Source organism: Bacillus sp. T2.9-1 (assembly GCF_950097965.1).
GTDB lineage: Bacteria > Bacillota > Bacilli > Bacillales > Cytobacillaceae > Niallia > Niallia hominis.
In genome coordinates, this window is the sequence record NZ_CATNHG010000072.1 from 13,130 (window position 1) to 37,754 (window position 24,625).

General features: G+C 34.2%; 23 protein-coding genes. 16 read left to right on the forward strand and 7 right to left on the reverse strand.

Annotated elements, in window-relative coordinates; genetic code table 11:
- Positions 1–131: 131 nt before the first annotated feature.
- Positions 132–1,037, forward strand: a complete 906-nt coding sequence (locus tag QQZ16_RS05005) for a chemotaxis protein (RefSeq protein WP_031534172.1) — start codon at positions 132–134, stop codon at positions 1,035–1,037.
- Positions 1,038–1,191: 154 nt separating this feature from the next.
- Here QQZ16_RS05005 and QQZ16_RS05010 read toward each other — a convergent pair whose 3' ends face one another.
- Positions 1,192–1,659 carry a YkyB family protein gene (locus tag QQZ16_RS05010; RefSeq protein WP_031534174.1) on the reverse strand — a complete coding sequence of 156 codons (468 nt, stop codon included), beginning with the start codon at positions 1,657–1,659 and terminating at the stop codon, positions 1,192–1,194.
- Positions 1,660–1,949: 290 nt separating this feature from the next.
- Between QQZ16_RS05010 and QQZ16_RS05015 the strand changes: the two genes are divergently transcribed.
- Positions 1,950–4,049 carry a sensor domain-containing protein gene (locus QQZ16_RS05015; protein ID WP_031534176.1) on the forward strand — a complete coding sequence of 700 codons (2,100 nt, stop codon included), beginning with the start codon at positions 1,950–1,952 and terminating at the stop codon, positions 4,047–4,049.
- 320 nt (positions 4,050–4,369) lie between these two features.
- On the opposite strand, the gene QQZ16_RS05020 is transcribed toward QQZ16_RS05015, so the two are convergent.
- Positions 4,370–5,089: a C39 family peptidase gene (locus tag QQZ16_RS05020; RefSeq protein ID WP_031534178.1), complete on the reverse strand. Its 720-nt coding sequence runs from the start codon at positions 5,087–5,089 to the stop codon at positions 4,370–4,372.
- Between the two features lie 353 nt (positions 5,090–5,442).
- Between QQZ16_RS05020 and QQZ16_RS05025 the strand changes: the two genes are divergently transcribed.
- Both QQZ16_RS05025 and QQZ16_RS05030 read left to right on the forward strand, forming a co-directional pair.
- Positions 5,443–6,660: an EAL domain-containing protein gene (locus QQZ16_RS05025; protein ID WP_031534180.1), complete on the forward strand. Its 1,218-nt coding sequence runs from the start codon at positions 5,443–5,445 to the stop codon at positions 6,658–6,660.
- A 92-nt stretch (positions 6,661–6,752) separates the two neighbouring features.
- Positions 6,753–7,355, forward strand: coding sequence for a DUF3993 domain-containing protein (locus QQZ16_RS05030; RefSeq protein WP_048717754.1), 603 nt, complete (start codon positions 6,753–6,755; stop codon positions 7,353–7,355).
- Positions 7,356–7,452: 97 nt separating this feature from the next.
- Here QQZ16_RS05030 and QQZ16_RS05035 read toward each other — a convergent pair whose 3' ends face one another.
- Positions 7,453–7,686: a glutaredoxin domain-containing protein gene (locus tag QQZ16_RS05035; protein WP_031534183.1), complete on the reverse strand. Its 234-nt coding sequence runs from the start codon at positions 7,684–7,686 to the stop codon at positions 7,453–7,455.
- A gap of 412 nt (positions 7,687–8,098) precedes the next feature.
- Between QQZ16_RS05035 and QQZ16_RS05040 the strand changes: the two genes are divergently transcribed.
- From QQZ16_RS05040 to QQZ16_RS05060, 5 genes are all read left to right on the forward strand, one after another.
- Entirely contained in the window at positions 8,099–8,335 is a 237-nt protein-coding gene (locus QQZ16_RS05040; RefSeq protein WP_016200943.1) for a YkuJ family protein, read from the forward strand.
- Positions 8,336–8,664: 329 nt separating this feature from the next.
- Positions 8,665–9,111: a cyclic-di-AMP-binding protein CbpB gene (cbpB, locus tag QQZ16_RS05045; protein ID WP_031534187.1), complete on the forward strand. Its 447-nt coding sequence runs from the start codon at positions 8,665–8,667 to the stop codon at positions 9,109–9,111.
- A 107-nt stretch (positions 9,112–9,218) separates the two neighbouring features.
- Positions 9,219–10,112, forward strand: coding sequence for a LysR family transcriptional regulator (locus tag QQZ16_RS05050; protein ID WP_031534189.1), 894 nt, complete (start codon positions 9,219–9,221; stop codon positions 10,110–10,112).
- Positions 10,113–10,211: 99 nt separating this feature from the next.
- On the forward strand, positions 10,212–10,922 hold the full coding sequence (gene dapD, locus QQZ16_RS05055; protein WP_031534191.1) for a 2,3,4,5-tetrahydropyridine-2,6-dicarboxylate N-acetyltransferase: 711 nt from the start codon (positions 10,212–10,214) through the stop codon (positions 10,920–10,922).
- 97 nt (positions 10,923–11,019) lie between these two features.
- Positions 11,020–12,147 (forward strand): N-acetyldiaminopimelate deacetylase, encoded by a 1,128-nt coding sequence (locus QQZ16_RS05060; protein WP_031534193.1) that lies wholly within the window; start codon positions 11,020–11,022, stop codon positions 12,145–12,147.
- Positions 12,148–12,227: 80 nt separating this feature from the next.
- Here the strand turns inward: QQZ16_RS05060 and QQZ16_RS05065 are convergent, their stop codons facing one another.
- Positions 12,228–13,079, reverse strand: coding sequence for a mechanosensitive ion channel family protein (locus QQZ16_RS05065; RefSeq protein ID WP_251627364.1), 852 nt, complete (start codon positions 13,077–13,079; stop codon positions 12,228–12,230).
- A 130-nt stretch (positions 13,080–13,209) separates the two neighbouring features.
- Here QQZ16_RS05065 and QQZ16_RS05070 point away from each other — a divergent pair, with 130 nt between their 5' ends.
- Positions 13,210–13,665 (forward strand): TlpA family protein disulfide reductase, encoded by a 456-nt coding sequence (locus QQZ16_RS05070; RefSeq protein ID WP_284561174.1) that lies wholly within the window; start codon positions 13,210–13,212, stop codon positions 13,663–13,665.
- A gap of 228 nt (positions 13,666–13,893) precedes the next feature.
- A complete protein-coding gene (locus tag QQZ16_RS05075; RefSeq protein WP_031534199.1) occupies positions 13,894–14,553 on the forward strand; it encodes a potassium channel family protein in 660 nt (219 codons plus the stop codon).
- A 172-nt stretch (positions 14,554–14,725) separates the two neighbouring features.
- Here QQZ16_RS05075 and rnjA read toward each other — a convergent pair whose 3' ends face one another.
- From rnjA to def, 3 genes are all read right to left on the reverse strand, one after another.
- The gene (rnjA, locus tag QQZ16_RS05080) at positions 14,726–16,393 is read right to left on the reverse strand and encodes a ribonuclease J1 (protein WP_031534201.1); all 1,668 of its coding nucleotides are present in this window, start codon (positions 16,391–16,393) and stop codon (positions 14,726–14,728) included.
- A complete protein-coding gene (locus QQZ16_RS05085) occupies positions 16,393–16,605 on the reverse strand; it encodes a DNA-dependent RNA polymerase subunit epsilon (RefSeq protein WP_031534203.1) in 213 nt (70 codons plus the stop codon). The genes rnjA and QQZ16_RS05085 overlap by 1 nt, the downstream gene beginning before the upstream one ends.
- Before the next feature lie 816 nt (positions 16,606–17,421).
- Positions 17,422–17,976, reverse strand: coding sequence for a peptide deformylase (gene def / locus QQZ16_RS05090; RefSeq protein WP_031534205.1), 555 nt, complete (start codon positions 17,974–17,976; stop codon positions 17,422–17,424).
- 295 nt (positions 17,977–18,271) lie between these two features.
- Here def and QQZ16_RS05095 point away from each other — a divergent pair, with 295 nt between their 5' ends.
- The 5 genes from QQZ16_RS05095 to lpdA all read left to right on the forward strand — a co-directional run bounded on the left by QQZ16_RS05095 (position 18,272) and on the right by lpdA (position 24,564).
- The gene (locus QQZ16_RS05095) at positions 18,272–18,955 is read left to right on the forward strand and encodes a YkyA family protein (protein WP_031534207.1); all 684 of its coding nucleotides are present in this window, start codon (positions 18,272–18,274) and stop codon (positions 18,953–18,955) included.
- A 728-nt stretch (positions 18,956–19,683) separates the two neighbouring features.
- Complete coding sequence (gene pdhA, locus QQZ16_RS05100; RefSeq protein WP_031534208.1) at positions 19,684–20,799, forward strand: pyruvate dehydrogenase (acetyl-transferring) E1 component subunit alpha; 1,116 nt, start codon at positions 19,684–19,686, stop codon at positions 20,797–20,799.
- 3 nt (positions 20,800–20,802) lie between these two features.
- A complete protein-coding gene (locus QQZ16_RS05105) occupies positions 20,803–21,780 on the forward strand; it encodes an alpha-ketoacid dehydrogenase subunit beta (protein WP_031534209.1) in 978 nt (325 codons plus the stop codon).
- Between the two features lie 90 nt (positions 21,781–21,870).
- Positions 21,871–23,151 (forward strand): dihydrolipoamide acetyltransferase family protein, encoded by a 1,281-nt coding sequence (locus QQZ16_RS05110; RefSeq protein WP_251627358.1) that lies wholly within the window; start codon positions 21,871–21,873, stop codon positions 23,149–23,151.
- Between the two features lie 3 nt (positions 23,152–23,154).
- Positions 23,155–24,564 (forward strand): dihydrolipoyl dehydrogenase, encoded by a 1,410-nt coding sequence (gene lpdA / locus QQZ16_RS05115; protein WP_031534213.1) that lies wholly within the window; start codon positions 23,155–23,157, stop codon positions 24,562–24,564.
- Positions 24,565–24,625 lie beyond the last annotated feature (61 nt).

Genomic DNA, 24,625 nt, shown 5'->3' on the forward strand with positions numbered 1-24,625 from the left:
TCTAATTGGAGAAAATTGAATAAACTTACTTTAAGAATAGATAAATAGTCCGATATAAAGAATAGGTAAATAACTGAAAAGTGGATTTCATAAATGAACGAATTTTTAGAACCACGAAAGGACAGAAATAAATGAAAAACGACAAAGGAATACTTTTAGAATCTGGAACAAATGAGCTTGAAATTGTGGAATTTAGTGTTGGAAAGAACAATTTTGGTATAAATGTTATTAAGGTGAAGGAAATTATTAATCCAGTACCGATTACTCCAATACCACATGCCCATCCCTATGTAGAAGGAATAATGGAACTAAGAGGAGAAGTATTAACAGTAGTTAATCTTGCAAACGTATTAGGATATGCTCCTTCTGATACTCCTGAAAAAGATAAATATATTGTTTCTGAATTCAATAAAACAAAAATTGTTTTCCATGTTCATAATGTTACACAAATCCACCGGATATCATGGGAAAATATTGAGAAACCATCTGAGACTTATTATGGATCAGAAAGCCAAATAATTGGTGTAGTTAAATTAAACGGAGAGATGATTTTACTGCTGGATTTTGAAAAAATAGTGGTAGATATTAATCCTGAATCCGGAATTAATGTACAACAAGTGAAAAAATTAGGGGAAAGAGCAAGAAGTGATAAGAAACTAATTGTTGTGGAAGATTCTGCCCTTCTAAGAAAATTACTGGAAGATACGTTGAGCGCTGCAGGCTTTCAATACATTACATTTTTTGAAAATGGTCGTGAAGCATTAGCTTATTTAACAAAAAATGTGGAGAATGGTACTTCTATAGACGAGGTTGCCCAGTTAATGATTACAGATATTGAAATGCCACAAATGGACGGGCATCATCTAACAAAGCTAGTTAAAGATAATACAAACTTATCTAAGTTACCTGTCGTTATATTTTCGTCATTAATTACAGAGGGTTTAAGACATAAGGGGCAGGTTGTTGGAGCAAATGCCCAAGTAAGTAAACCAGAGATTAACGAATTAATTCAAATTATCGACGACATCATTTTATAATACTTATGTTTTAAAAGAAAAGTATGTGATTTAATGAAAGCTGCCAAGCTATTTTGACCTTAAGAGCAAAATAGCTTGGCAGCTTTTCTTTGTTAAAGAGATAAGTTGATTAGAGGGATTAGCCCCTTTGCAAATAGTTGAGAAAGAGCAAAAATTAATAGCTTTCACCGAGCTTTTTAAATACTGGTTTTTGGTATTGCTTTTTGCGGAATGTTTGATTAGGTGGCGAATCTTCTTTTAAACCAGTGTAAACGGATAAAAGCTTTTTTGATTGTGTTAAGGATAGAGTTGATTTGGGATTTCGAACACTTTGATTGAGAGATCCTAAATGTGGCAATTCCTCAAAATCCTTTTTAGTTGGAGGTAGATGAAAAGTATAGTTTTTACATGCAATTAATAGATCTGATTGTTGTTGGCTATATTTTGGATTGTTTGAGAAGTGTAGACCCATTTTTTTTGCTTTGCCTTCTGCTAATAGCTTATGTAAACTGTCATGCTTCAATTTATATAAAAACTTTGGGTTTGGAGCAGTTTTTGCATGACGATTTACAACAGAAATTGCTTGGAGAAGATTTTCAACAGTAGGTTGTATTGGTGGTGGATATTTTTGCTGCTTATTCAATCGGTTAATGCTCCTTTCTTACTAAATTGTACAAGTTATTATACTATTTTTACGAGAGAAAAGGAAATAAAAAGAGAATATCTTTTCCGTTATTTCTTTAAAATTAGAATAATAATCTAGGATTAGCCCTTTTATACGAATAAACTAAATTTTTTATCTATTTAAGTACAAACTTTCATATATATGCCGATAAAAGTAGTAAAAGAAAATTAGATTGGATAGCGATTGTTAATAGAGTTAATCTTATTCGAAACAAAATAATATATCGCTGCATGTTAGGAATGAGATGGATGAACGAATTTAACAAGAATAATGCAAGTAAGAAAATGATAGCACAATCTAAATCAAATATAGAAAATATTATTTTTGAAATTATTTTTATGTATATAAAAGATATGGTATTTATTATGAAAGCAGAAAAAGACAATACTTTTCGGTATATCTTTGTCAATGAGGCTGCCTTTTTATTTTCTCAATTACCAATTGATTTCATAGGGAAAGGGTTTCAAGATGTCTCTTCTAAGAAAATAGCTGATAGATTACAACAGGAATATACGATTGTATGTGAAACAAAGAAGAATCATATTTATACAGATCAAATACTGACAGATAATGGCGATATCATTTATGCGGAATCTGTTTTGACGCCTATTATAGATGAACAGAATGAAGTAAAGTATATTGTATCCATCACAAGAGATATTACAGAGTCCATTAAAGAAAAACGATTGTTGCATGAAAGCGAACAGAAATATCGTTCATTAGTTCAAAATAATTTAGATGCCGTATTCACGGTTAGCTTAGATGGGGTTATTCAAGAAGTGAATCCAACTGGATTAAAGTTAATTGACTTTAGTGATGTAAAACTGCCACTGTTTTCACTGTATGAACTCATAGATGAGGGTAATACCTTATTTTACGATAGCTTTAGAAAATGCAAATTAACGGAAACATCCCAATCGCTAGATTGTAAGTTAAAAAGCAAAAATGGAAAAAAACTGTCCATTCATACAAAATTTGTTCCCATTAAAGTGAATGATACCATTAGAGGTATTTATGTTATCTTAAGGGATATTTCTGAACGTGCGGAAACGGCAGAAAAAATTCGCTATATGTCCTTTCATGATCAGCTAACGGGTCTTTATAATAGAAGAGCCCTTGTTGAAGATTTAAATCTGGAGATTAAGAAGGCTGAAACAGAGAAAGTTACGTTTGCCTTAATGACGATTGATTTAGATCGGTTTAAATATATCAATGATACATTTGGTCATATTGTCGGAGATCAAATTCTCATAAAAGTTGCGGAACGATTATTAGAATTTAAAAATCATAAATGCCATGTATATCGACAGGGAGGAGATGAATTTAATATTCTCCTGTCCAATACAAATAGACAAGAAACAGCAAGCTTAGTTCAACGTATTATCTCAAGTTTTGCAAATTCCTTCTACTTAAACTCTCATGAATACTATATTAGCCCGAGCATCGGAATTAGTATGTATCCATATGATGGAGATGACATGGAGAAAATCATTAAGAACGCGGATGAGGCACTTTTTCGCGTGAAAGAAAGAGGTAAGGCACATTATCAATTCTATCGTTCTGATATGACTTCAAATTTAACAAATGTAGTATCATTAGAAACAAAATTGCGAAAAGCAGTCCAAAAAAATGAACTAAAATTGTATTATCAGCCACAAATTGATTTAAAGAGTCATACATTTAATAGTTTTGAAGCATTATTAAGATGGGAGAGTCCTTCATTGGGACTAGTTGCACCCAATGATTTTATCCCACTTGCTGAAGACACAGGTCTCATTATTTCTATTGGAAACTGGGTAATCGAAAAGGCATGTGAGCAAATAAATACATGGAAAACTTTATACCATAAGGATGTGCGTATAGCAGTTAATATCTCACCAAAGCAATTTCAACAACCCAATTTTGTTGAAATGATACGTTACTCTATTCAAAAATTTAATATTAAACCGTCCTTGCTGGAGATTGAGATTACAGAAGGGGTTATGGAGAATATTAAAGAAGCAATTCCTATTTTGCGAAAACTAAAGGATTTAGGGGTTATTATCTCTGTCGATGATTTTGGAACTGGTTATTCTTCTCTAAGCTATATTAAGCAATTTCCGATTGATGTATTAAAAATTGATCAATCCTTTGTAAAAGATGTGGTTACAAATGCAAAGGATGCTGCCATTACGACAACGATTATTCACTTAGGACAAAATTTAGGGATAGAAGTTATTGCAGAAGGTGTGGAAACGAAAGAGCAAGAAGACTTCTTAAAAGAGGCAAATTGTCAAAAAGCACAAGGCTTTTATTATTCTCGACCATTGACTTGTGAAGAGGCGGAGCAATTTCTTAAGGATTTTTAAACATGAATAGAAAGATGGAAACATAAACTTATATTAAGCGAGTTAATAAAAAGGAAGACCCTAGAAGGATAGCTGGACGCATATCTTTTTGTTAGTACTTAAAAAAATGTAGGGTTGAGTCTATTTGAAAGAAACACGTTGATTGCAGCGCACAGATAATTGCTTTTTGGAGGAAAAGAATAAGGGAATTTGGATTTACACTCGGAATCCCTTCTTTACTTTAACAATTATCAATAGGTGGATGCAATCAACGCTAATCGTTAAATGTTGTTGCAAACAAATTATGAATACGTTCTATTTATTATCCTTTTTATACACTTTTACCGATAACTAATAGCTCTGGACTTTAAAGCATGCCAAGATTTAATAAAAGTCTTTTTATCGACTTTAACATTCTTTTTACCTGATAAGGGGTCATTTAAGTAAACATGATTCTTACTGAAGCCAACTAATACAACAGCGTGTAGGTCTAATGGTGTTTTAATTGTTTTTCCATTGTGTTTCCATGATTCCCATCTATCTGGTAAACGATAATCACCTGTTGTCCAAACTACAATTGGATAACCATTTTGAACATGTTTCTCTAAATCATGGAAAGAATATTTCGTTAAGTTAACGGCTCTTTCTGGGAGGTATTTGTTAACTAGATCTTCCATTGGCTTATCAAATACAGCATACCCAGGCTTTTTTCCAGTCATATCACCTACGAATCCAATAGAGGGGTCTCCCCATTCGATAATATTGCCATTTTTTCGAATCAATGGGTCTATGTCCTTCTGAATATTTTTGTAAAGCTCCATTTTATTTACTTTAACACCAGCGTAATTCAAAACCATCGTTAAACTGGTCACTTCACATCCATATTTTAGTTCAGGATTTTGTTTTATCAAAGGAACATCAAGCAATACACTTTTGTTCGTGCTAGATTCTTGATGTAGTTGTTCTACTTTTGGCTTACTCTCTTCAATATGGAAATATTCCCAAGTTTGCTCGGACCCGAAAAAGGGAGTGAGCAACAGTAATAGCTTACACAACTGCATTTTACTACCTCTTTCTTGCCAACTCCTATTTTTTATCATACGAAATTTCAAACAAAATTATAAGGACATATTATTACCAACACCTTATCCTTTTTTTATTGTGCTTGCCTGTGGAATGATATCATCGGATGAAACTGTGTTTCAGCTAAAAATTGAAAGAATTTTCTATCAATGTTTCTTTAGCTAAGGATTTATATGATATAATAAGGTTTATTTTAATTCTTAGAATAAAGTGAAGAACCTTTGCCTACTTACTCTCTAAAAATAAATATCATCAAAAAAAGGACGAAATGATTTATAACGGAAGCGATAAGCAAAGGAGTTTGCTTTTCTTGTGGGGAGGCTATCAAAATATGGATGCTTTGGATATTTTGACTGATTTAGAAAATGTCATCCCTTATTTTCAAGCTATATTTAGCGCTGATGAACATCGAGTAATCGGTTATGAAATATTAGGAAGATATAATGGAGCAGATGGTGTTGAAAGCCTTGGAGATTTCTTTTTTGATGAAGGAATTCCTGATGAATATAAAATTGAGGTAGATCAAGTTATTTTAACGAAGGCGCTGGATAAAGCGTTGTCCCTTGACGAGGATGTATTGCTCTTTATCAATAGAGATGCTGAAATCTTGATGAAGGATGATGGAGAATCATTTTTAGAAACATTGCTGGAATATGAAGGGAAAGGCTTCAAGTTAGATCGAATCGTTCTGGAGATTTCAGAGCGAAATTATCATGGGCAATTTTATCATTTAGATCATTTATTACTTTATTATCGAACATATGGCATTAAAATTGCCATTGATAAAATGGGAAGTGATAGTAGCTATTTAGACAGACTCGGTGATTTAGCACCTGATATCCTAAAAATTGATTTATTAGCTTTGCGATCTACATCTACCTCGCATGCTTACCAAAATGTTTTATATTCGCTATCTATGCTTGCTCGAAAAATTGGTGCTACTTTATTATTTGAAAATATTGAGATGGTATATCAGCTTCAATTTGCTTGGAAAAATGGTGGGAGATTTTATCAAGGATACTATTTACACTATCCTGAGGCAAATTTCGTTGATCGCAATTGTAGAAAAGAAATATTAAGAGATTTGTTTCATGAGTTCATTTTTTCAGAAAAGAAAAAACTATCAACAATTTTTGAATTAACAGAGGATTTTCAAGTTCAATTACAGTCATTGCTTGTTAAATATAAGAAATATTCTTCCTATGAAGAGCTTTTGAAATTACTTACTGCTGATTTAACAGATGTTGCTTTTCGAATGTATGTATGTGATGAAGATGGATTTCAAAAATCTGCAAATATTATTAAATACGATAGTGATTGGATTATTCAGCCTGAATATGCACACAAAAATTGGAGTTGGCGACCATATTTCCTAGAAAATATTATAAAAATGAGGAATGAAAAAAGAGGGATATTGTCTGATTTATATAGTGATATCGAAACAGGAGAAACAGTAAGAACTTATTCATACCCATTAAACGCCAAGGAATATTTGTTTATTGATTTATCTTATAATTTTCTTGATCGAAAGAAATTGCTACTTAGTTAAAACAAGCTGAAGAGATTTTCTCTTCAGCTTGTTTTTATGCCATAAATTAAGGGTAAAGTTTAAATGAAATAAATAGAGAAGGAGAGAGTAGGATGAATAAAAGCTTCTTTACTATAGTGATTATTTTGCTTCTTGGTATATTTCCATATTCCGCACATGCTACCAGCCATTTGACAAGTAGGGATGAAGTCTTTGCTTTTGTAGAAAAGGCATTTCGAGCACAGGTGTCATTAAGTAAAGAAGCGAGGGATATGGAGGAGATACAAGAAATATTGGCACCTTATTTTTCGGAGAAACTAATCTATTTATTTCTTAATGAAAACTTGACTGGAGAAAATGGGGCATTTTATACATACGGTAATGAATTCGGAAAATATTATCTGCCTTTTTATCAGTTATCCGATCAAACCTTTATAGAAACAGAAGAAAATAGTATTCTTCTATATGAATATTATGAACCAATTATATTTGGAGAAAAAGTATATGAAGGAGCCTATGAAGGAGTGCTTATAAGAAAGGTGAATGAGAATTGGATTGTTACGAATATGCTGACAGATAAAGAGGTAAGAACCATTATAAATAACAAAGAAAATAACTATAGTACATTGGTTTATATGCCCTTGTTTGCAATAGAAAATCAAGTAACTTATATCAGTAACAATTGGAAAAATCATAATGTACAAACGCTAAAATAGCTTGTAAGAGTTATTTTCTAGATTTTGAGGTATTAGCTATAATGAAAGTGTGGCGCACTTTTTTACGTATAGTGTACGCCACATTGGTGACTTGCTGTTAAAGATTTAAAGCAATTTTAAGTTTTTCCAAATCGAAACCATAAATTACAGTTCCATCTACCACAAAAGTTGGGGTTGAAAAGGATTGGTATTTCTTTATTAATTCTGTTTTCGCACGCGAATCCTTTTGAATATCTTTTATTACAAAGTCAAATCCATGTTCTTTTAAAAAGAGCTTGGAATATTCGCAAGGGGGACAGTCAGGCTGGGTATATAACGTGATTTGGTGCATTTTGTTCCTCCTACATTCATTCTACTTCTAATCATACAAAGAAAGCTTTTTTCGTGCAATTCATTTTAGCAAATGATAGGAATAGGTTTAAACAGGAAAGGTTACTTTTTGGATTCTGAGGGAGCTGTAGATGTGCGGAATTAGACAAATGATTATTTCCATTTTGCTATAAGAAAGGTGTTTTTTTGTTATGATTTTATATGTTAGAATATTCAGATGAAATAAATAATAAAAAAACAACTAGTTTTTTTTAGTTTTACTTGGACAAACTCTCGACAATCTTTTATTCTGTTAGTATTGGCATTTTACACAAGAGGCGAATGGTACTTTATTTAACGAAGAAAGTGTATAGAAACATGCTAATAGTGAAACCTATTGTTAACAAAAGGTTTGTTTTGAAAGGAGAGAGAGCATGTCACAATTACAAGGCATATTAACAAGATTAAAGAATCTGCAAGAGCAGGCAACTGGGGGAGAACCAACTCAACGTTTCTTCGAGGTAAATGGGGAGAGAAAGTGTCAAGTTACATTTCATCCAAAAACAGAAACGTTTGAACTAGAAGTCTATAATGACAAAGAAAAACCAAAAAGATATCAATTTGATAATGTTGATATGATTACAATTGAGATTTTTGATTTAATTCAGTAAGATTTTTAAGAAGCTTTTTGCATTTACGGATACCCAAATGCAGAAAGCTTTTTTTATACTTTTAATTTTACTACATGAAAAAAGCAAGTGAATCCATACTAATAGTTGAGGTGATAAACATGATGCCAACGGTTATTTGTCCAGAATGCTCTCGTGAGGAAAAATTAGAGAATGTACTGACAGCTCAATCTAATCAAAATGTAATCTTTCAATGCCCTCATTGTCAACTACTTGTAAGGAATATAAAAACGAGTAAGGGTTAAAGGAGCATTAAGCCGGAAACTGTGATAAAATGAGGTATAAATATATTTTGTGAGGAGTTTTCGGCTATGATAAGTATGCACAGCGAAGAGTTTTTAAACATCACTTTAAATGATTTATTAATTCCGTCTGAACGGGTTGCACATGTACAGGTAGGAAACAGTTTAGAACACGCTCTGCTAGTCTTAACAAAAAGTGGATACTCAGCAATCCCTGTATTAGATGCACATTATAAGCTCCATGGATTGGTGAGTACGCCAATTATTATGGAGAGTATACTTGGACTAGAAAGAATTGAATTTGAAAAATTAGAAGAAATAAAAGTAGAAACAATTATGAACACTGTAATGCCGAGAGTGAAGAGTAATAGTTCTGTATTACATACGATTAAACATTTGGTAGACCATCCTTTTATTTGTGTAGAAACAGAAGATGGCTATTTTGAAGGGATTTTAACGAGAAGAGCAATATTAAAGCGACTTAACAATTATTTACATCAAAACAATCACCAATAATCTATAACAATTAAATTCCTTTCACCTACTGTAGCCGCTCTTATTCACCTCTTCATTAGAGTTCTTTCCCTCTTTTGATAACAAATTTTTTATATGAGGATACTATCATGTCAACGATTTCTGAATTAAAATTATTAACCGTTCTTGCACAAGAAATGAATATGAGAAAAGCAGCAGAAAGACTTTTTGTCACACAACCCGCCCTTTCTCAAAGGCTGCAAAATATCGAGAAAGATTGGGGGACACCATTATTTATTAGGTCACAAAGAGGGCTTTCGCTTACTGCTGCTGGCGAATTAGTAACGAAATTCGCAATGGAAACGCTAAAGAAAGAAGAAGAAGTGAAAGAATCCATTCATGCTTTCAAAGAAGAAGTGTATGGAACATTAAAGATAGCTGTTGCAAGTATCGTAGGACAGAACTGGCTTCCGGAGGTCTTAAAACGATTTGTTGAGCGCTATCCTCAGGCAAAGGTATCATTAGTAACAGGCTGGAGTAGCGATATGATGAAATCTGTTTCTGAGGATAGTATGCATATAGGTATTGTAAGAGGAGTATCCGATTGGAAGGGAATTAAAATTCATTTATTTGATGACCCCCTTTATTTAGTGGATCGAGAAATTGCGAAGCTTGAGGATATTGCTTTAACGAATCGGCCGTTTATCCAATTTAAAAGTGATTCAAACTATTACGAAGAAATACAGGTTTGGTGGCATCGGAATTTTCAACTGCCTCCGAACAATACTATTGTCGTGGATCAGATTGAAACATGTAAACAGCTTTCTTTTAATGGGATTGGTTATAGTATACTTCCTTCTATTGCCTTAAAAAAAGTAGATGATGCACTTTCCCGAATTCCGTTATTTAATGATTATAATGAGCCAATCACAAGAGGAACTTGGTTAATTGGCTATGAAGCAACTTTTCAATTAAAACAGGTACAAGCTTTTTTAGAAATTGTTCACGAATATCTGGAAGAAGAAAAAAGGGGAAAGGGATGAATCGAAGATAAAAGTTAGTATTTATGGCTTGTTTTCATCACTTTTGTTTGGTAAAGTAATTTTTAGTATTGCATATATACATAATGGAGGTATTAGTTTATGAAAATGATGGATGCAAATGAAATTATTTCATTTATTCAAAATAGTACAAAATCTACACCGGTAAAGGTATACGTGAAAGGCGATTTATCTGCAGTTGATTTTGGTGAAAATGTTCAAACCTTTATCAGTGGAAATTCTGGTGTAGTTTTCGGAGAATGGGCTGATATTCAAAGTGTCATCGAAGGAAACCAGGACAAAGTTACAGATTATGTGATTGAAAATGATCGTAGAAACTCTGCAATTCCTTTACTAGACTTAAAAAATATTAAAGCGCGTATTGAGCCAGGTGCTATTATTCGTGATCAAGTGGATATTGGCGACAATGCAGTAATCATGATGGGTGCAGTTATAAATATTGGTGCTGCAATTGGCGAAGGTACAATGATTGATATGGGCGTTATTATGGGTGGACGTGCTACCGTAGGGAAGAACTGCCATATTGGTGCAGGTGCAGTATTAGCAGGTGTTATTGAGCCACCTTCTGCTAAACCAGTTATCATTGAAGATGATGTATTAGTGGGCGCAAATGCAGTTATCGTTGAAGGAGTTACAGTTGGTCAAGGATCTGTAGTAGCTGCAGGCTCTATTGTACTAGAAGATGTCCCAGCAAACACATTAGTTGCAGGAGCTCCTGCACGTGTAGTTAAAGAAATTGATGATAAAACTAAATCAAAAACGGAAATTATGCAAGAGCTACGTCAACTATAATTTTCAGTGTAAAGCGTGGAGAAGTTTCCACGCTTTTGTTTTAGAAATAGAGAAAAGGAAAGCATTCATCAGAAAATAGGAAGAGAAGGGGATTTATATGGGGAATACGATTGATTTAATCCAAATCCGCAGAGATTTGCATAAAATTCCAGAGCTTGGATTTAAGGAATTTAAAACACAACAATATTTACTCGGAAAAATTCAAAGCTTTTCAAATGAACGAGTAGAAATAAGAACATGGAAAACGGGGATTATTGTTAAGGTTCATGGACTTAACCCAACGAAAACGATTGGCTACCGAGCAGATATTGATGGATTGCCAATTGTTGAAGAAACGGAATTACCATTTCTATCTGAGCACCCTACAGAAATGCATGCTTGTGGACATGATTTTCATATGACCATTGCTTTAGGCTTACTTGCAAATATAATGGAAACTCCTATTAAAGATAATGTTGTGTTTATTTTTCAGCCTGCTGAAGAAGGACCAGGCGGAGCAAAGCCTATGCTTGAAAGTAAGGAGCTTAAAGAATGGATGCCTGATATTATCCTGGCTCTTCACGTAGCTCCTGAATATCCAGTAGGCACCATCGCAGTAAAGCCGGGCTTGCTATTTGCAAACACTTCTGAGCTTTTTATTGATTTAAAAGGGAAAGGCGGGCATGCAGCATACCCACATCTTACTAATGATATGGTAGTTGCAGCATGTAGTCTGGTTTCCCAGCTTCAGTCTGTTGTATCCAGGAATATTGATCCGCTCGATAGTGCTGTTGTGACCATCGGAAAAATCACAGGTGGAACTGTGCAAAATGTCATTGCTGAAAATGCAAGACTAGAAGGGACAATGCGAACCCTTTCAAGTGAGGCAATGGATAAAGTAAAGAAACGTGTCCAAGCTTTGGTGAATGGTATTGAAATTGGCTATGACTGTGAGAGTACGATTGATTTCGGTAGTGGTTATTATCAAGTCTATAATAATGAGCCATTAACAAGAGAGTTTATGGATTTTATTGAATACGAAACAGAAGCAAATGTGTTGGAATGCAAAGAAGCAATGACGGGCGAAGATTTTGGCTATATGTTAAAGGACATTCCAGGGTTTATGTTTTGGCTAGGTGTTGATTCTCCATATGGTTTACATCATAGCAAGCTTAATCCGAAAGAAGACGCATTACAAGTAGCTGTTAATGTTTTAACTGCGTATTTAATGAAAAAAGGAAATTAATTGTTCGGACGGTTGCTTATTTGTAAACAAAAAGCTTACTGCTTTATATTGGAATAATAGCAGTAAGCTTTTTTAAAGCATTAATTTTCTTTTTCAATCACTAGGGGTGCTTGTGGGAATTGAATCCCATTTTCATCAAGCGCGACTTTCGCTTCCTGTCTAATCAAGCGTTCCATTCCCCATTGCTCCATATTTTTTGTTTTTGCAATTATTCTTATTGTAATCGTATTTGCACCTAAATTTTGTATACCAATTAGATTTGGGCCATCTGTTATAGTGTCGTTTTCGTCTGCAATACGTTCACAAACTTGCTGTAGTATTTCTAATGTTCTCTGCAAATCATTGTTGACTGAAATATCTATATCCACTAGAGCTTGCATTTCTCCCCGGGAATGATTACTAAGCTGTGTAATTTCTCGATTCGGGATAAAGTGTAAAGTGCCATCTGCTGCTCGTATTTGGGTTGTTCTAAGGCCAACTTGTTCTACTGTGCCTGAAAATTCTCCAATCGTTATAAGTTCCCCAACATCTAATTGTTTTTCTAATAGGATAAAAAATCCTGACACTAGGTCACTAACAAGTCCTTGAGCTCCAAAGCCGACTGCTAATCCTATAATTCCTGCACCAGCCAATATTGCTGTAGCATCGATACCGAGCAATTGGAGTATGGTTATAATGAGAATGAAAAATAGTACATAGGTAATTAGGTTATTAATCAGGCTCTCCAGTGTAAAAGCTCTACCTCTAGAGATAGAGTTTTTTTTAATATAGGATTCGAATAATTTATTTATTAGCTGCTTAGCCATTTTTTTAATTAGAAGATAGCTAAGAAGGATAAGCAGTATTTTTATTGCTACAAGGGCAGTATTTAAGAAGAAGTCTCCCCAATGTATGGTTTGTATATAGGTTTTTAAATTGTTTAAATAGAACATTTAATGCTGTACTCCTTTTGTAAAAATTAACTAGCCAAGTATTTTCTTTTTATTCCCTTATATGTATTTGATAAACTAGAGGTTATATTAATATTTTTTAGAGAGAAAAGGAAAGAGGGTAAATACTACTGTGAAAATAGGTGATCCACTTCCCGAATGGGGTGCTCCGACACTATGGATTAATGGAGAAACAAAAGGAATGGAGAAAGGTGGAAATAAAGTAACTTTAATTCACTTTTGGTCTATAAGCTGTTATTTTTGTAAAAGGGCTATGTCAGAACTAAACCAATACAGAGATTTTTATCAAGAAAATTTGACTGTTATCTCTGTACATTTTCCTCGGTCGGAACATGATTTGAACATAGAATTAGTGAAAAAAACGGTGGAGGAATATAAGATGACACAATCCATTTATGTAGATCATGAATTTCAGCTAGCCAAAGCATTTTCAAATGAATATGTGCCATCTTATAATTTATTTGATCAGGCTGGGAAATTACGATACTATCAGGCTGGCGGGATTAATTTGAAAATGTTAGATACCCGAATAAGTCGAGTATTAAATGGCCAATTAGACAGAACTTAGCGAATATAATTTGGCATCTGGAAAGTATATCAATACAGCTTCATTTAATGTTATAATAATGGCGTTTCATTAGATAACGGGAAACATCATTATTTAGGAGTTTTAACTGGCATTGATAAGATAGTTATGAATAGGTGTTGCTTCTCGCTTAAAATGAATGTTTATTATAGGAGATAATAATACTTGTGATGCGAGATAAAATTTATACGATAGTTGGAGGATTTAATAGTGAAAAGAGCATTTGCGGTAATTGGCCTAGGAAGATTTGGAGGCAGTATTTGTCGGGAATTAACGGAACTAGGTATGGATGTTATGGTAATTGATAAAAGTGAAGAAAAAGTAAATGAATATGCAAATCTAGTTTCACATGCAGTGGTCGGTAATGCAGTAGATGAAACGGTATTAAAGAGTCTTGGAATCCGTAATTTTGATCACGTTATAGTTGCGATAGGCGAGGATATACAAGCGAGTATTTTAACTACTTTAATGTTAAAGGAGCTAGGTGTTAAAAATATAACGGTAAAGGCTCAAAATGATTATCATGAGAAGGTGTTGAGTAAAATAGGAGCAGATGCAGTAGTTCATCCAGAAAGAGATATGGGGAAGAGGATTGCGCATAATATTGTTTCTAATAATGTCCTTGATTATTTGGAGCTTTCTGATGAACATAGTATTGTGGAAATTAAGGCTAGCCACAAATTAGATGGTCGTTCCATTATTGATTTAGATATTCGTGCGAGATATGGAATCACGATTGTTGCTATAAAAAGAGACAAGGAGATTATTGTTTCTCCTCAGGCATCAGAACCAATAAGAGAAAATGATATTTTGATTGTTATTGGTGCGGATTCAGATATTAATCGTTTTGAAAAAAAGGTAATGTCTTAATCATTAATAAGAAAAAGCGAGGACTCTTGCCTAAATACAGTACAAATGAAAGAAAGATATTGGGTTTATGGTGCTAGACTTATAATTATTTAGTTTTTTAAAAATACTTTCATAACCGAAAAAAAGGCGCTGTATGTTCAAGAATTGAACATACAGCGCCTTTTATATACCGTTATACTTCCATAATTATTGGAAGAATCATTGGTCTACGTTTTGTTTTTTCGTAAAGGAATGGAGAAATCGTATCAATAATTTCATTTTTGATTTCAGACCATTGTGTTGTTTTGCGTTCCATTACTTTATTTAGATGCTTGCTTATTAAGTTCTGTGCATCATTTATTAAATCGCCAGACTCGCGCATGTATACAAATCCTCTTGAAATAAGATCTGGTCCAGCTGCGATTCTAAAGTCTGTCATGTTAATGCTTACTACTACAACGACTAAGCCTTCTTCTGAAAGAATTCGGCGGTCGCGTAATACAATATTGCCTATATCTCCAATTCCGCTTCCGTCAATATAAACGTTTCCGGATGGGATTTTACCAGCAACTTGCGCTGTATCACTTGAAAGTGCCAATACTTCACCATTATCCATGATAAAGCAGTTCTCTTCCTTGACGCCACAGTCAACAGCAGTCTGCGCATGTGTTTTTTGCATTCTGAATTCTCCATGGATTGGCATAAAGAATTTAGGCTTAATTAGTCGTAGCATTAGCATTTGCTCCTGCTGTCCACCGTGACCGGAAGTATGAATATTGCTAAGTGGCCCAGAAATAACTTCAGCACCAGCTCTAAAAAGCATGTTTATTGTTTTATTAACGCTTAGTGTATTACCTGGTACAGGGTTAGATGAGAAAACAACTGTGTCACCAGGAATAATTTGGATTTGTCTATGTGTTCCATTTGCAATTCTTGAAAGAGCAGCCATAGGTTCGCCTTGACTTCCTGTACATAAAATCACAACTTGATTAGCCGGTAAACGATTAATTTGCTGAGGATCTACAAAGGTTTCTTTTGGAGCTTTTATAAACCCAAGCTCTAAGCCAATATTAATGGCAGCCTCCATGCTTCTTCCGAAAACAGCGATTTTACGACCGAATTCTACGGCAGCATCTGTTACTTGCTGTAAACGATAAATATTAGAAGCGAAAGTAGCGAAAATCAATCTACCATCTGCTTTAATAAATATGTCATGAATACTTTTGCCAACCTTTTTTTCGGACATTGTGAAATTAGGCACTTCACTATTTGTGCTGTCAGATAATAAACATAAAACGCCTTCTTTACCGATCTCAGCCATTTTTGTTAAGTTGGCAGGCTCCCCAACGGGCGTAAAATCGAATTTAAAATCTCCAGTGTGTACGATGTTTCCTGGTGGAGTTTTCACGACAATACCATAGGAATCAGGTATACTATGAGTTGTTCGAAAGAAGGAAACAGATGTTTTTCTAAATTTAATCACATCATCTTCTTGAATTTCACGCATCGTAGTTTGACGCAATAGTCCATGCTCTTCTAACTTATTACGAACAAGTGCTAATGCTAATTTTCCACCATATACAGGGATATTAACTTGTCTTAAAAGGTAAGGAATACCACCAATATGATCTTCGTGACCATGCGTGATAAATAAGCCTTTAATTTTGTCTACATTCTTCTCCAAGAAAGTATAATCGGGAATAACATAGTCAATTCCTAAAAGCTCGTCCTCCGGAAATTTAATACCAGCATCAATTAAAATAATTTCGTCTTGAAACTGGACACCATAAGTATTTTTACCGATTTCCCCTAGTCCACCGAGGGCAAATACAGCAGTTTGATCATTTTTTACAAATTTCATTATTCAATCTCCAATACTGTAAAGTCTTCGTTTTGTTGTTCATACTCTAAGAATGCACCTTCTACACGAGTTATAAACTCGATATTATATGGTTTTTCTGCCAATTTTGTTCTAACATCTCTTTCAGAAACACCTTTAACATATATTGTTCTTGTGTTTTCTCTTACTGGTACCTCTGTTTTTAAATCTTGAAAATATACTTTAAATATCATGGTAATTCGCTCCTTAATCATTTATATCTAAAATTATTATATAAAAAAATAACATGTTTTTCATGTTTTTTCTTTTAATAGCAATTATTATCAAAATCCATTGTTTGAAAGATAATCAACTTTATTATGTAAAATATTTTTAAATCTTTATAAAATAAAAGGTCAGACTCTTCCCACTAAGCTTGGTTTATATAGTGGTATAATAACCACTATATTTAACAAAGCGTGGCATAGGTCGGACCATAAGAATACCCTTCAATTTTTTTAAGCTATTGTTTTTTTACGCAGTAAATCTTTCCACTGTTTTAAGAGCTTTTTTCTTAGCTTCTTTAACATAGTGGATCATCTCCTTAATTCTATTTTAAACCATTCTTGTACAAAGTAAAGTCATCTTCACATTTTATATTTTCTTTTTGTAAAAAAATAGTTTTTTGAGATGTTGTTTTTTTTCCGATTCTTTCTTTTTTTTAAACTGAAGGTGATTTTACATGTGTTAAATCACATCGAATGGTTCGTTCATTTAATAGGCTTTTTTATATATGATAACAACAATCTTATTAAAAACAGCCTTTTATAGTAATAGTATATGAAATTTATTGCAGGATTCTCATGGTTAATGTTGGTAATTGTAAAATAGGCTTTTATTTCGTAATAATTAACTTTATATGAAAGCGAATGGGTCCCCTCTAATGGAAGAGGGGAAGCAAGAAGATTGATTTTTTTCTATTGTAATTGTTTAGGAGTGGAAGGGAGAAGAAGGCTCGAAGAAATTTATTAAATGATCGAACCAGGAGGAAAGAAGGAATGTTCTTAACTCTATCTTTCCACAGGAATTGCATTTTCAATAGGAAGAAAAGGATCATTTTCATTAATGTAATCATAGAACATGACACCATTTAAATGATCAATTTCGTGTTGGAATACAATAGCTGGTAAGCCCTTTAGTCGTAGCTTTACTTCCTTGCCATCTAAATCAATAGCTTTTAATGTGATTCTTGCATATCTTGGCACAAATCCTGGGATGGCTTCGTCTACAGATAGGCAACCTTCTCCTGTAGTTAAATAGGCTTTTTCAACCGAATGGCTAATGATTTTTGGATTGAAAAGGGCGTAGCTATATTGCTTGCCATTTTCATCTTTAACATGAACAGCAATCATTCGTTTGGAAACATTTATTTGTGGTGCAGCTAATCCAACACCGCCTCTTAAACCATATTTTTCCGCTAATTCAGGGTCTTGACTATTTATTACATATTCAAGTAAGCTTTTTAAAATTTCTTTATCTTCTTGACTTGGTGGCATTGTAACTTCTGCTGCTACTCTTCTTAATGTTGGATGACCATCCCGAATAATATCTGCCATTGTTATCATCATAATCACTTCCTTGTTCTATCTATAAAGTAGTCTAACAGAGAAAGAATGAAAAGTTAATACAAGAGAATAGTACTTTATGCAATAAGATAATCATATATACCCATAATATATTATAGGACAGGCTAATATGTTTAATATATAAACCGTTTCATTTTACTTAAATTGAATAACACTATATTATGACGGAATTAAAAAGGGTTAGTAATAAGGCAAAGGGAGTAATAATAAGCCAACCGTTATTGTAAAAATACAGAAGAATCGATATAGTAATAAGAAAGTGAGGAGGAAACAGATGAAACGAAGTATGCTATTGTTTAGTACAATCTTGCTATTTGCAATGATTGCTGCTGGATGTAATTTTCAGTCTCCAAGTGAGAAAATGTATGAAAAACTAGAAGAAGTGGTTGAAATTGAAATTGGCTTTGAAGAGCAGCAAGAGCCTCTTGTGACTTTAGAGAAGAAAGAACAAGACATCTATTCCGAAATAATTAGTCTTGGCTTAGAAGATATGGATGAAATCACAAAATTATCAGATGAGGCCATAGAATCTATTGCCAAGAGAAAAGAATATATGGATAAAGAAGCAGAAAGCATTAAACAGTCGCAAGAAAAGTTTGAGACAATTACAACTGATATAGAAGAACTAGAAGAAAAAGAAGATAAAGAGCTAAAAGAAAAAGCAGACGAACTTTATAAAACAATGATGGCCCGTTATGAAGAACATGATAAATTATACGCTAATTACATAGAAGGGCTTAACAGTGATAAAAAACTATATGAAATGTTTAAAGATGAAGATGTGAATATGGATGATTTAGAAAAGCAAGTAAAGAAAATAAATGAAACATATGAAAAAGTGTATGAAAATAATCAAACCTTTAATGAACTGACGAAAAAATATAATGAACTAAAAGTAGACTTCTATAATGAAGCAGGAATAAAAATTAAGATGAGTGATGAGAAGGAAGAGGAGTAAGTAGCTTTTTTATATTTTTTTATGTCTTCCAAGTTTTATTTTCATTTACCGCAGGAACAGAATCTGTCAAGGAGCAAGAAAATTGCTGAATTGGACAAACTGTTACTGTGTTTTTTTTATAGGGGAAAATAAATTTTTTTTGAAATACGTGGCTGTCTATAAGATGGACCAACATGGCACAATGGTGGAGGTGAGAATTAGCAAAAGTTTTACGGAAATTCCTGCGAATTAAAATACATTTAATGATAGAAACTGTTGTTACTGTACTTCTGTATTCTTTAATCGCAATAATGTGTTTATTCGACAAGGAGGAAAATTATTATAAAACAGTTGTAAATAGTGGTATCTGTATAATACAGATGTAGTTTTATAAATAATACAGTTGTATTAATTTTATGTAAAAAAATAATAAAAACTTAGAGCTTAAAGATTGACGGATAATATTTAAGTATATTAAACTTATAAATGTATTGAACAGTTGTATTAATATTTACATATTAATAATTGATACAGTCTATACGGAAACCGAATTAATTTATAAGACGTTTTTTCTTGCGTAATTTGTGGAAAACTGTTTTAGTATGGTTTTTTTTGTTACTTAAAGTGATATGCTGTAAGTAATAGAAAGCGTTACCCAACTGAATGTTTACCACATTCAAACACATTGTAAACATCTATTTGTTTTTACAGAAAAAAGTCTTTTAATATGAAAGGAAAGGGTGGCTTTAATGGCTTCTAAAACAAAGAAGGCACAATTTGATGTGCAAGCACAGCTTGAACAAGTGGCAAACCAATTTCAAACACTTCAGATTCTAAATGAAGAGGGCGAAGTTGTAAACGAATCTGCAATGCCTGATTTAAGTGATGAGCAATTACAAGAATTAATGACTCGTATGGTATATACACGTATTCTTGATCAACGCTCTATCTCATTAAACAGACAAGGTCGCCTAGGTTTCTATGCACCTACTGCAGGACAAGAGGCTTCTCAATTAGCTTCACAATTTGCATTAGAAAAAGAAGATTTTATTCTTCCAGGATATCGTGATGTTCCGCAAATTATTTGGCACGGGCTTCCTTTATCTCAAGCATTCTTATTCTCACGTGGTCACTTCCAAGGAAATCAAATTCCTGAAGGTGTAAACGTAATTTCTCCACAAATCATTATCGGTGCACAATACATCCAAACTGCTGGTGTAGCATTAGGAATGAAAAAACGTGGTGCTAAATCTGTTGCAATTACGTATACAGGTGATGGTGGTGCTTCACAAGGTGATTTCTATGAAGGAATTAACTTTGCTGGTGCATTCAAAGCTCCTGCAATTTTCGTTGTACAAAATAACCGTTTTGCAATTTCTACTCCAGTTGAGAAACAATCTGCTGCGAAAACAATTGCTCAAAAAGCAGTTGCTGCAGGGATCCCTGGAATTCAAGTAGATGGTATGGACGCTTTAGCAGTTTATGCTGCTGTTCGTGAAGCTCGTGAAAGAGCAATCAATGGTGAAGGTCCAACATTAATCGAAACTTTAACTTACCGTTATGGTCCACATACAATGGCTGGAGATGACCCAACTCGTTACCGTACAGCTGATCTTGACAGCGAGTGGGAAAAGAAAGACCCATTAGTGCGCTTCCGTAAATTCCTTGAAAACAAAGGCATTTGGAACGAAGAAAAAGAAAACGAAGTAATTGAGCGTGCTAAAGAAGAAATTAAAGAAGCAATCAAAATTGCTGACGAAGCTCCAAAACAAAAAGTAACTGACTTAATGAACATCATGTATGAAGAGCTACCAGTTAATCTTCAAGAACAATATGAAATTTATGCAGCAAAGGAGTCGAAGTAAGCCATGGCGCAAATGACAATGATTCAAGCAATCACTGATGCGTTACGCACAGAATTACGTAATGATCCAAATGTATTAGTATTTGGAGAAGACGTAGGTGTAAACGGCGGTGTATTCCGTGCGACAGAAGGTCTTCAAAAAGAATTCAGTGAAGATCGTGTATTTGATACTCCATTAGCTGAATCTGGAATTGGTGGTTTAGCAATCGGTTTAGGACTTCAAGGTTACCGTCCAGTACCTGAAATTCAATTCTTTGGTTTCGTATATGAAGTAATGGACAGTATTTCTGGACAAATGGCTCGTATGCGCTATCGTTCAGGTGGACGTTACAACGCACCTGTAACTATTCGTTCACCATTTGGTGGTGGGGTTCATACTCCTGAACTTCATGCGGACAGCTTAGAAGGATTAATGGCACAACAACCTGGTCTTAAAGTTGTTATCCCATCTACTCCTTATGACGCTAAAGGTTTGTTAATTTCTGCTATTCGCGATAACGATCCTGTTATCTTCTTAGAGCATATGAAATTATACCGTTCATTCCGTCAAGAAGTTCCAGAAGAAGAGTACACTATTCCTCTTGGAAAAGCGGATGTAAAGCGTGAAGGTAAAGACCTTTCTATCATTACTTATGGAGCGATGGTTCAAGAGTCTATTAAAGCAGCAGAAGAATTAGAAAAAGAAGGATATTCAGTGGAAGTAGTTGACTTACGTACTGTAAGCCCACTTGATATCGATACAATCATTGGATCTGTTGAAAAAACAGGTAGAGCAGTTGTTGTTCAAGAAGCACAAAAACAAGCTGGTATTGCGGCTAATGTTGTTGCTGAAATCAATGATCGTGCAATTCTAAGCTTAGAAGCTCCAGTTTTACGTGTAACTGCACCAGATACTGTATTTGCATTTACACAAGCTGAAACTGTATGGCTTCCAAACTTTAAAGATATTATTGAAACAGCTAAAAAAGTTCTAACTTTCTAATTAATACCGAATAATATTTACGCAACAATTAGAAGATAAGTTAGTTGAACGAAGAAAATTTTTTCATAAGATTATTAGGAGGTTGTCACATTGGCTTTTCAATTTAGATTGCCTGATATTGGTGAAGGTATTCACGAAGGCGAAATCGTAAAATGGTTTGTTAAACCAGGCGATAAAGTTCAAGAAGATGATGTATTATGTGAAGTGCAAAATGATAAAGCAGTAGTAGAAATACCTTCTCCTGTTGAAGGTACTGTAGAAGAAGTTAAGGTTGAAGAAGGAACAGTAGCAGTTGTAGGCGATATTTTAATTACATTTGATGCTCCTGGATATGAAAATCTTCAATTCAAAGGCGATCATGGTGATGAAGCTCCAGCTGATGCTGAAGAAGCAAAACCTGATGCTGCTGAAGAAAGCAAAGCACAAGAAGCAGATGTTGATCCAAGCAGACGCATTATTGCAATGCCTTCTGTACGTAAATATGCTCGTGATAAAGGCGTAGAAATTCAAGCTGTTTCTGGTTCTGGTAAAAACGGACGTATTTCAAAAGAAGATATTGATGCTTACTTAAATGGTGGTGCAACACCTGCTAGCCAACCAGCTGCAGAAGCTGCTCCAGCTGAAACAGCAACGGAAGCTCCTAAGCCACTTGCTATTCCAGAAGGTGATTTCCCAGAAACTCGTGAGAAAATGAGTGGAATTAGAAAAGCGATTGCTAAAGCAATGGTAAACTCTAAGCATACTGCTCCTCACGTAACATTGATGGATGAAGTGGAAGTGTCTAAATTAGTTGCACATCGTAAGAAATATAAAGAAGTTGCTGCAGCAAAAGGTATTAAATTAACATTCTTACCTTATGTAGTAAAAGCTTTAACAAGTGCACTAAAAGAATTCCCTGCTTTAAACACATCATTAGATGATGCTACAAGCGAAATCGTTCATAAGCATTACTATAATATCGGTATTGCTGCTGATACAGAAAAAGGTTTATTAGTTCCTGTTGTTAAAAATGCTGATCGTAAAGGTATCTTTAACATCTCTAACGAAATTAATGAACTTGCTGTTAAAGCAAGAGACGGTAAATTAGCTCCAGCTGAAATGAAAGGTGCATCTTGCACAATTTCTAACATTGGTTCTGCTGGTGGACAATGGTTTACTCCAGTAATCAACCATCCTGAAGTTGCTATTTTAGGTATTGGTCGTATTGCTGAAAAAGCTATCGTTCAAGATGGAGAAATTGTTGCTGCTCCTGTATTAGCACTTTCTTTAAGCTTTGACCACAGAATGATCGACGGAGCTACTGCTCAAAATGCAATGAATCATATTAAGCGTTTATTGAACGATCCAGAACTATTGTTAATGGAGGCGTAAAACATGGTAGTTGGAGATTTTCCTATTGAAACAGATACTATAGTCATTGGTGCGGGTCCTGGTGGATATGTTGCAGCAATTCGCGCAGCACAATTAGGACAAAAAGTTACAATTGTTGAGAAAAACGTATTAGGTGGAGTTTGCTTAAACGTTGGATGTATTCCTTCTAAAGCTTTAATCTCTGCTGGACACCGTTATGAGCATGCTGCACATTCTGCAGACATGGGTATTACAACTGAAAATGTAAAAGTTGACTTCTCAAAAGTTCAAGCTTGGAAAGACAGTGTTGTTAAAAAACTTACTGGTGGAGTAGAAGGACTTTTAAAAGGGAACAAAATTGATATTGCATATGGGGAAGCATATTTCGTAGATGCTAACACATTAAAAGTAATGGATGAAAAATCATCTCAAACTTATACTTTTAAAAACGCAATTATCGCAACAGGATCTCGTCCAATCGAAATCCCTACTTTCAAATTCTCTAAGCGAGTTCTTGATTCAACTGGTGCTCTTGCACTTCAAGAAATTCCAGAGAAAATTGTTGTAATCGGTGGAGGATATGTTGGTACTGAATTAGGTGGAGCTTACGCTAACTTTGGTACTCAAGTGACTATCCTAGAAGGTGCTGATGAAATTCTTGGTGGTTTCGAGAAACAAATGTCTTCATTAGTTACTCGTAACTTAAAGAAAAAAGGTGCTGAAATCATCACTAAAGCAATGGCTAAAGGTGTAGAAGAAACGGACACTGGCGTTGTTGTTAAATATGAAGTTAAAGGCGAAGAAAAATCAGTTGAAGCTGATTATGTATTCGTAATGGTTGGTAGAAAACCTAATACAGACGAACTTGGATTAGAACAAGTTGGTATCGAATTAGGCGAACGCGGAATCATTAAGACAGATAAGCAATGCCGTACAACTGTAAGCAATATCTTTGCTATCGGTGATGTTGTTTCTGGTCCTCCATTAGCTCATAAAGCTTCTTATGAAGGTAAAATTGCTGCTGAAGTTATTGCTGGACATAATGCAGAAATCGACTATTTAGGAATTCCTGCAGTTGTATTCTCTGAGCCAGAATTAGCTACAGTTGGTCACACAGAAGCATCAGCTAAAGAAGCTGGTATCGAAGTGAAAGCTGCTAAATTCCCATTTGCAGCAAACGGACGTGCATTAGCACTTAATGATGCTGAAGGTTTCATGAAGCTTGTTACACGTAAAGAAGATGGTCTTGTAATCGGTGCTCAAATCGCTGGTCCAAGTGCATCTGATATGATCGCTGAATTAGGTTTAGCAATCGAAGCTGGTATGACAGCTGAAGATTTAGCTATGACTATCCATGCTCACCCAACTTTAGGTGAGGTAACAATGGAAGCAGCGGAAGTTGCAATTGGTAACCCAATTCATATCTTACGTTAATTGCTAAAAAAAGAAGTCCTCTTTATAAGAGGGCTTTTTTTTGACTTTAAAAAGGAAAGAA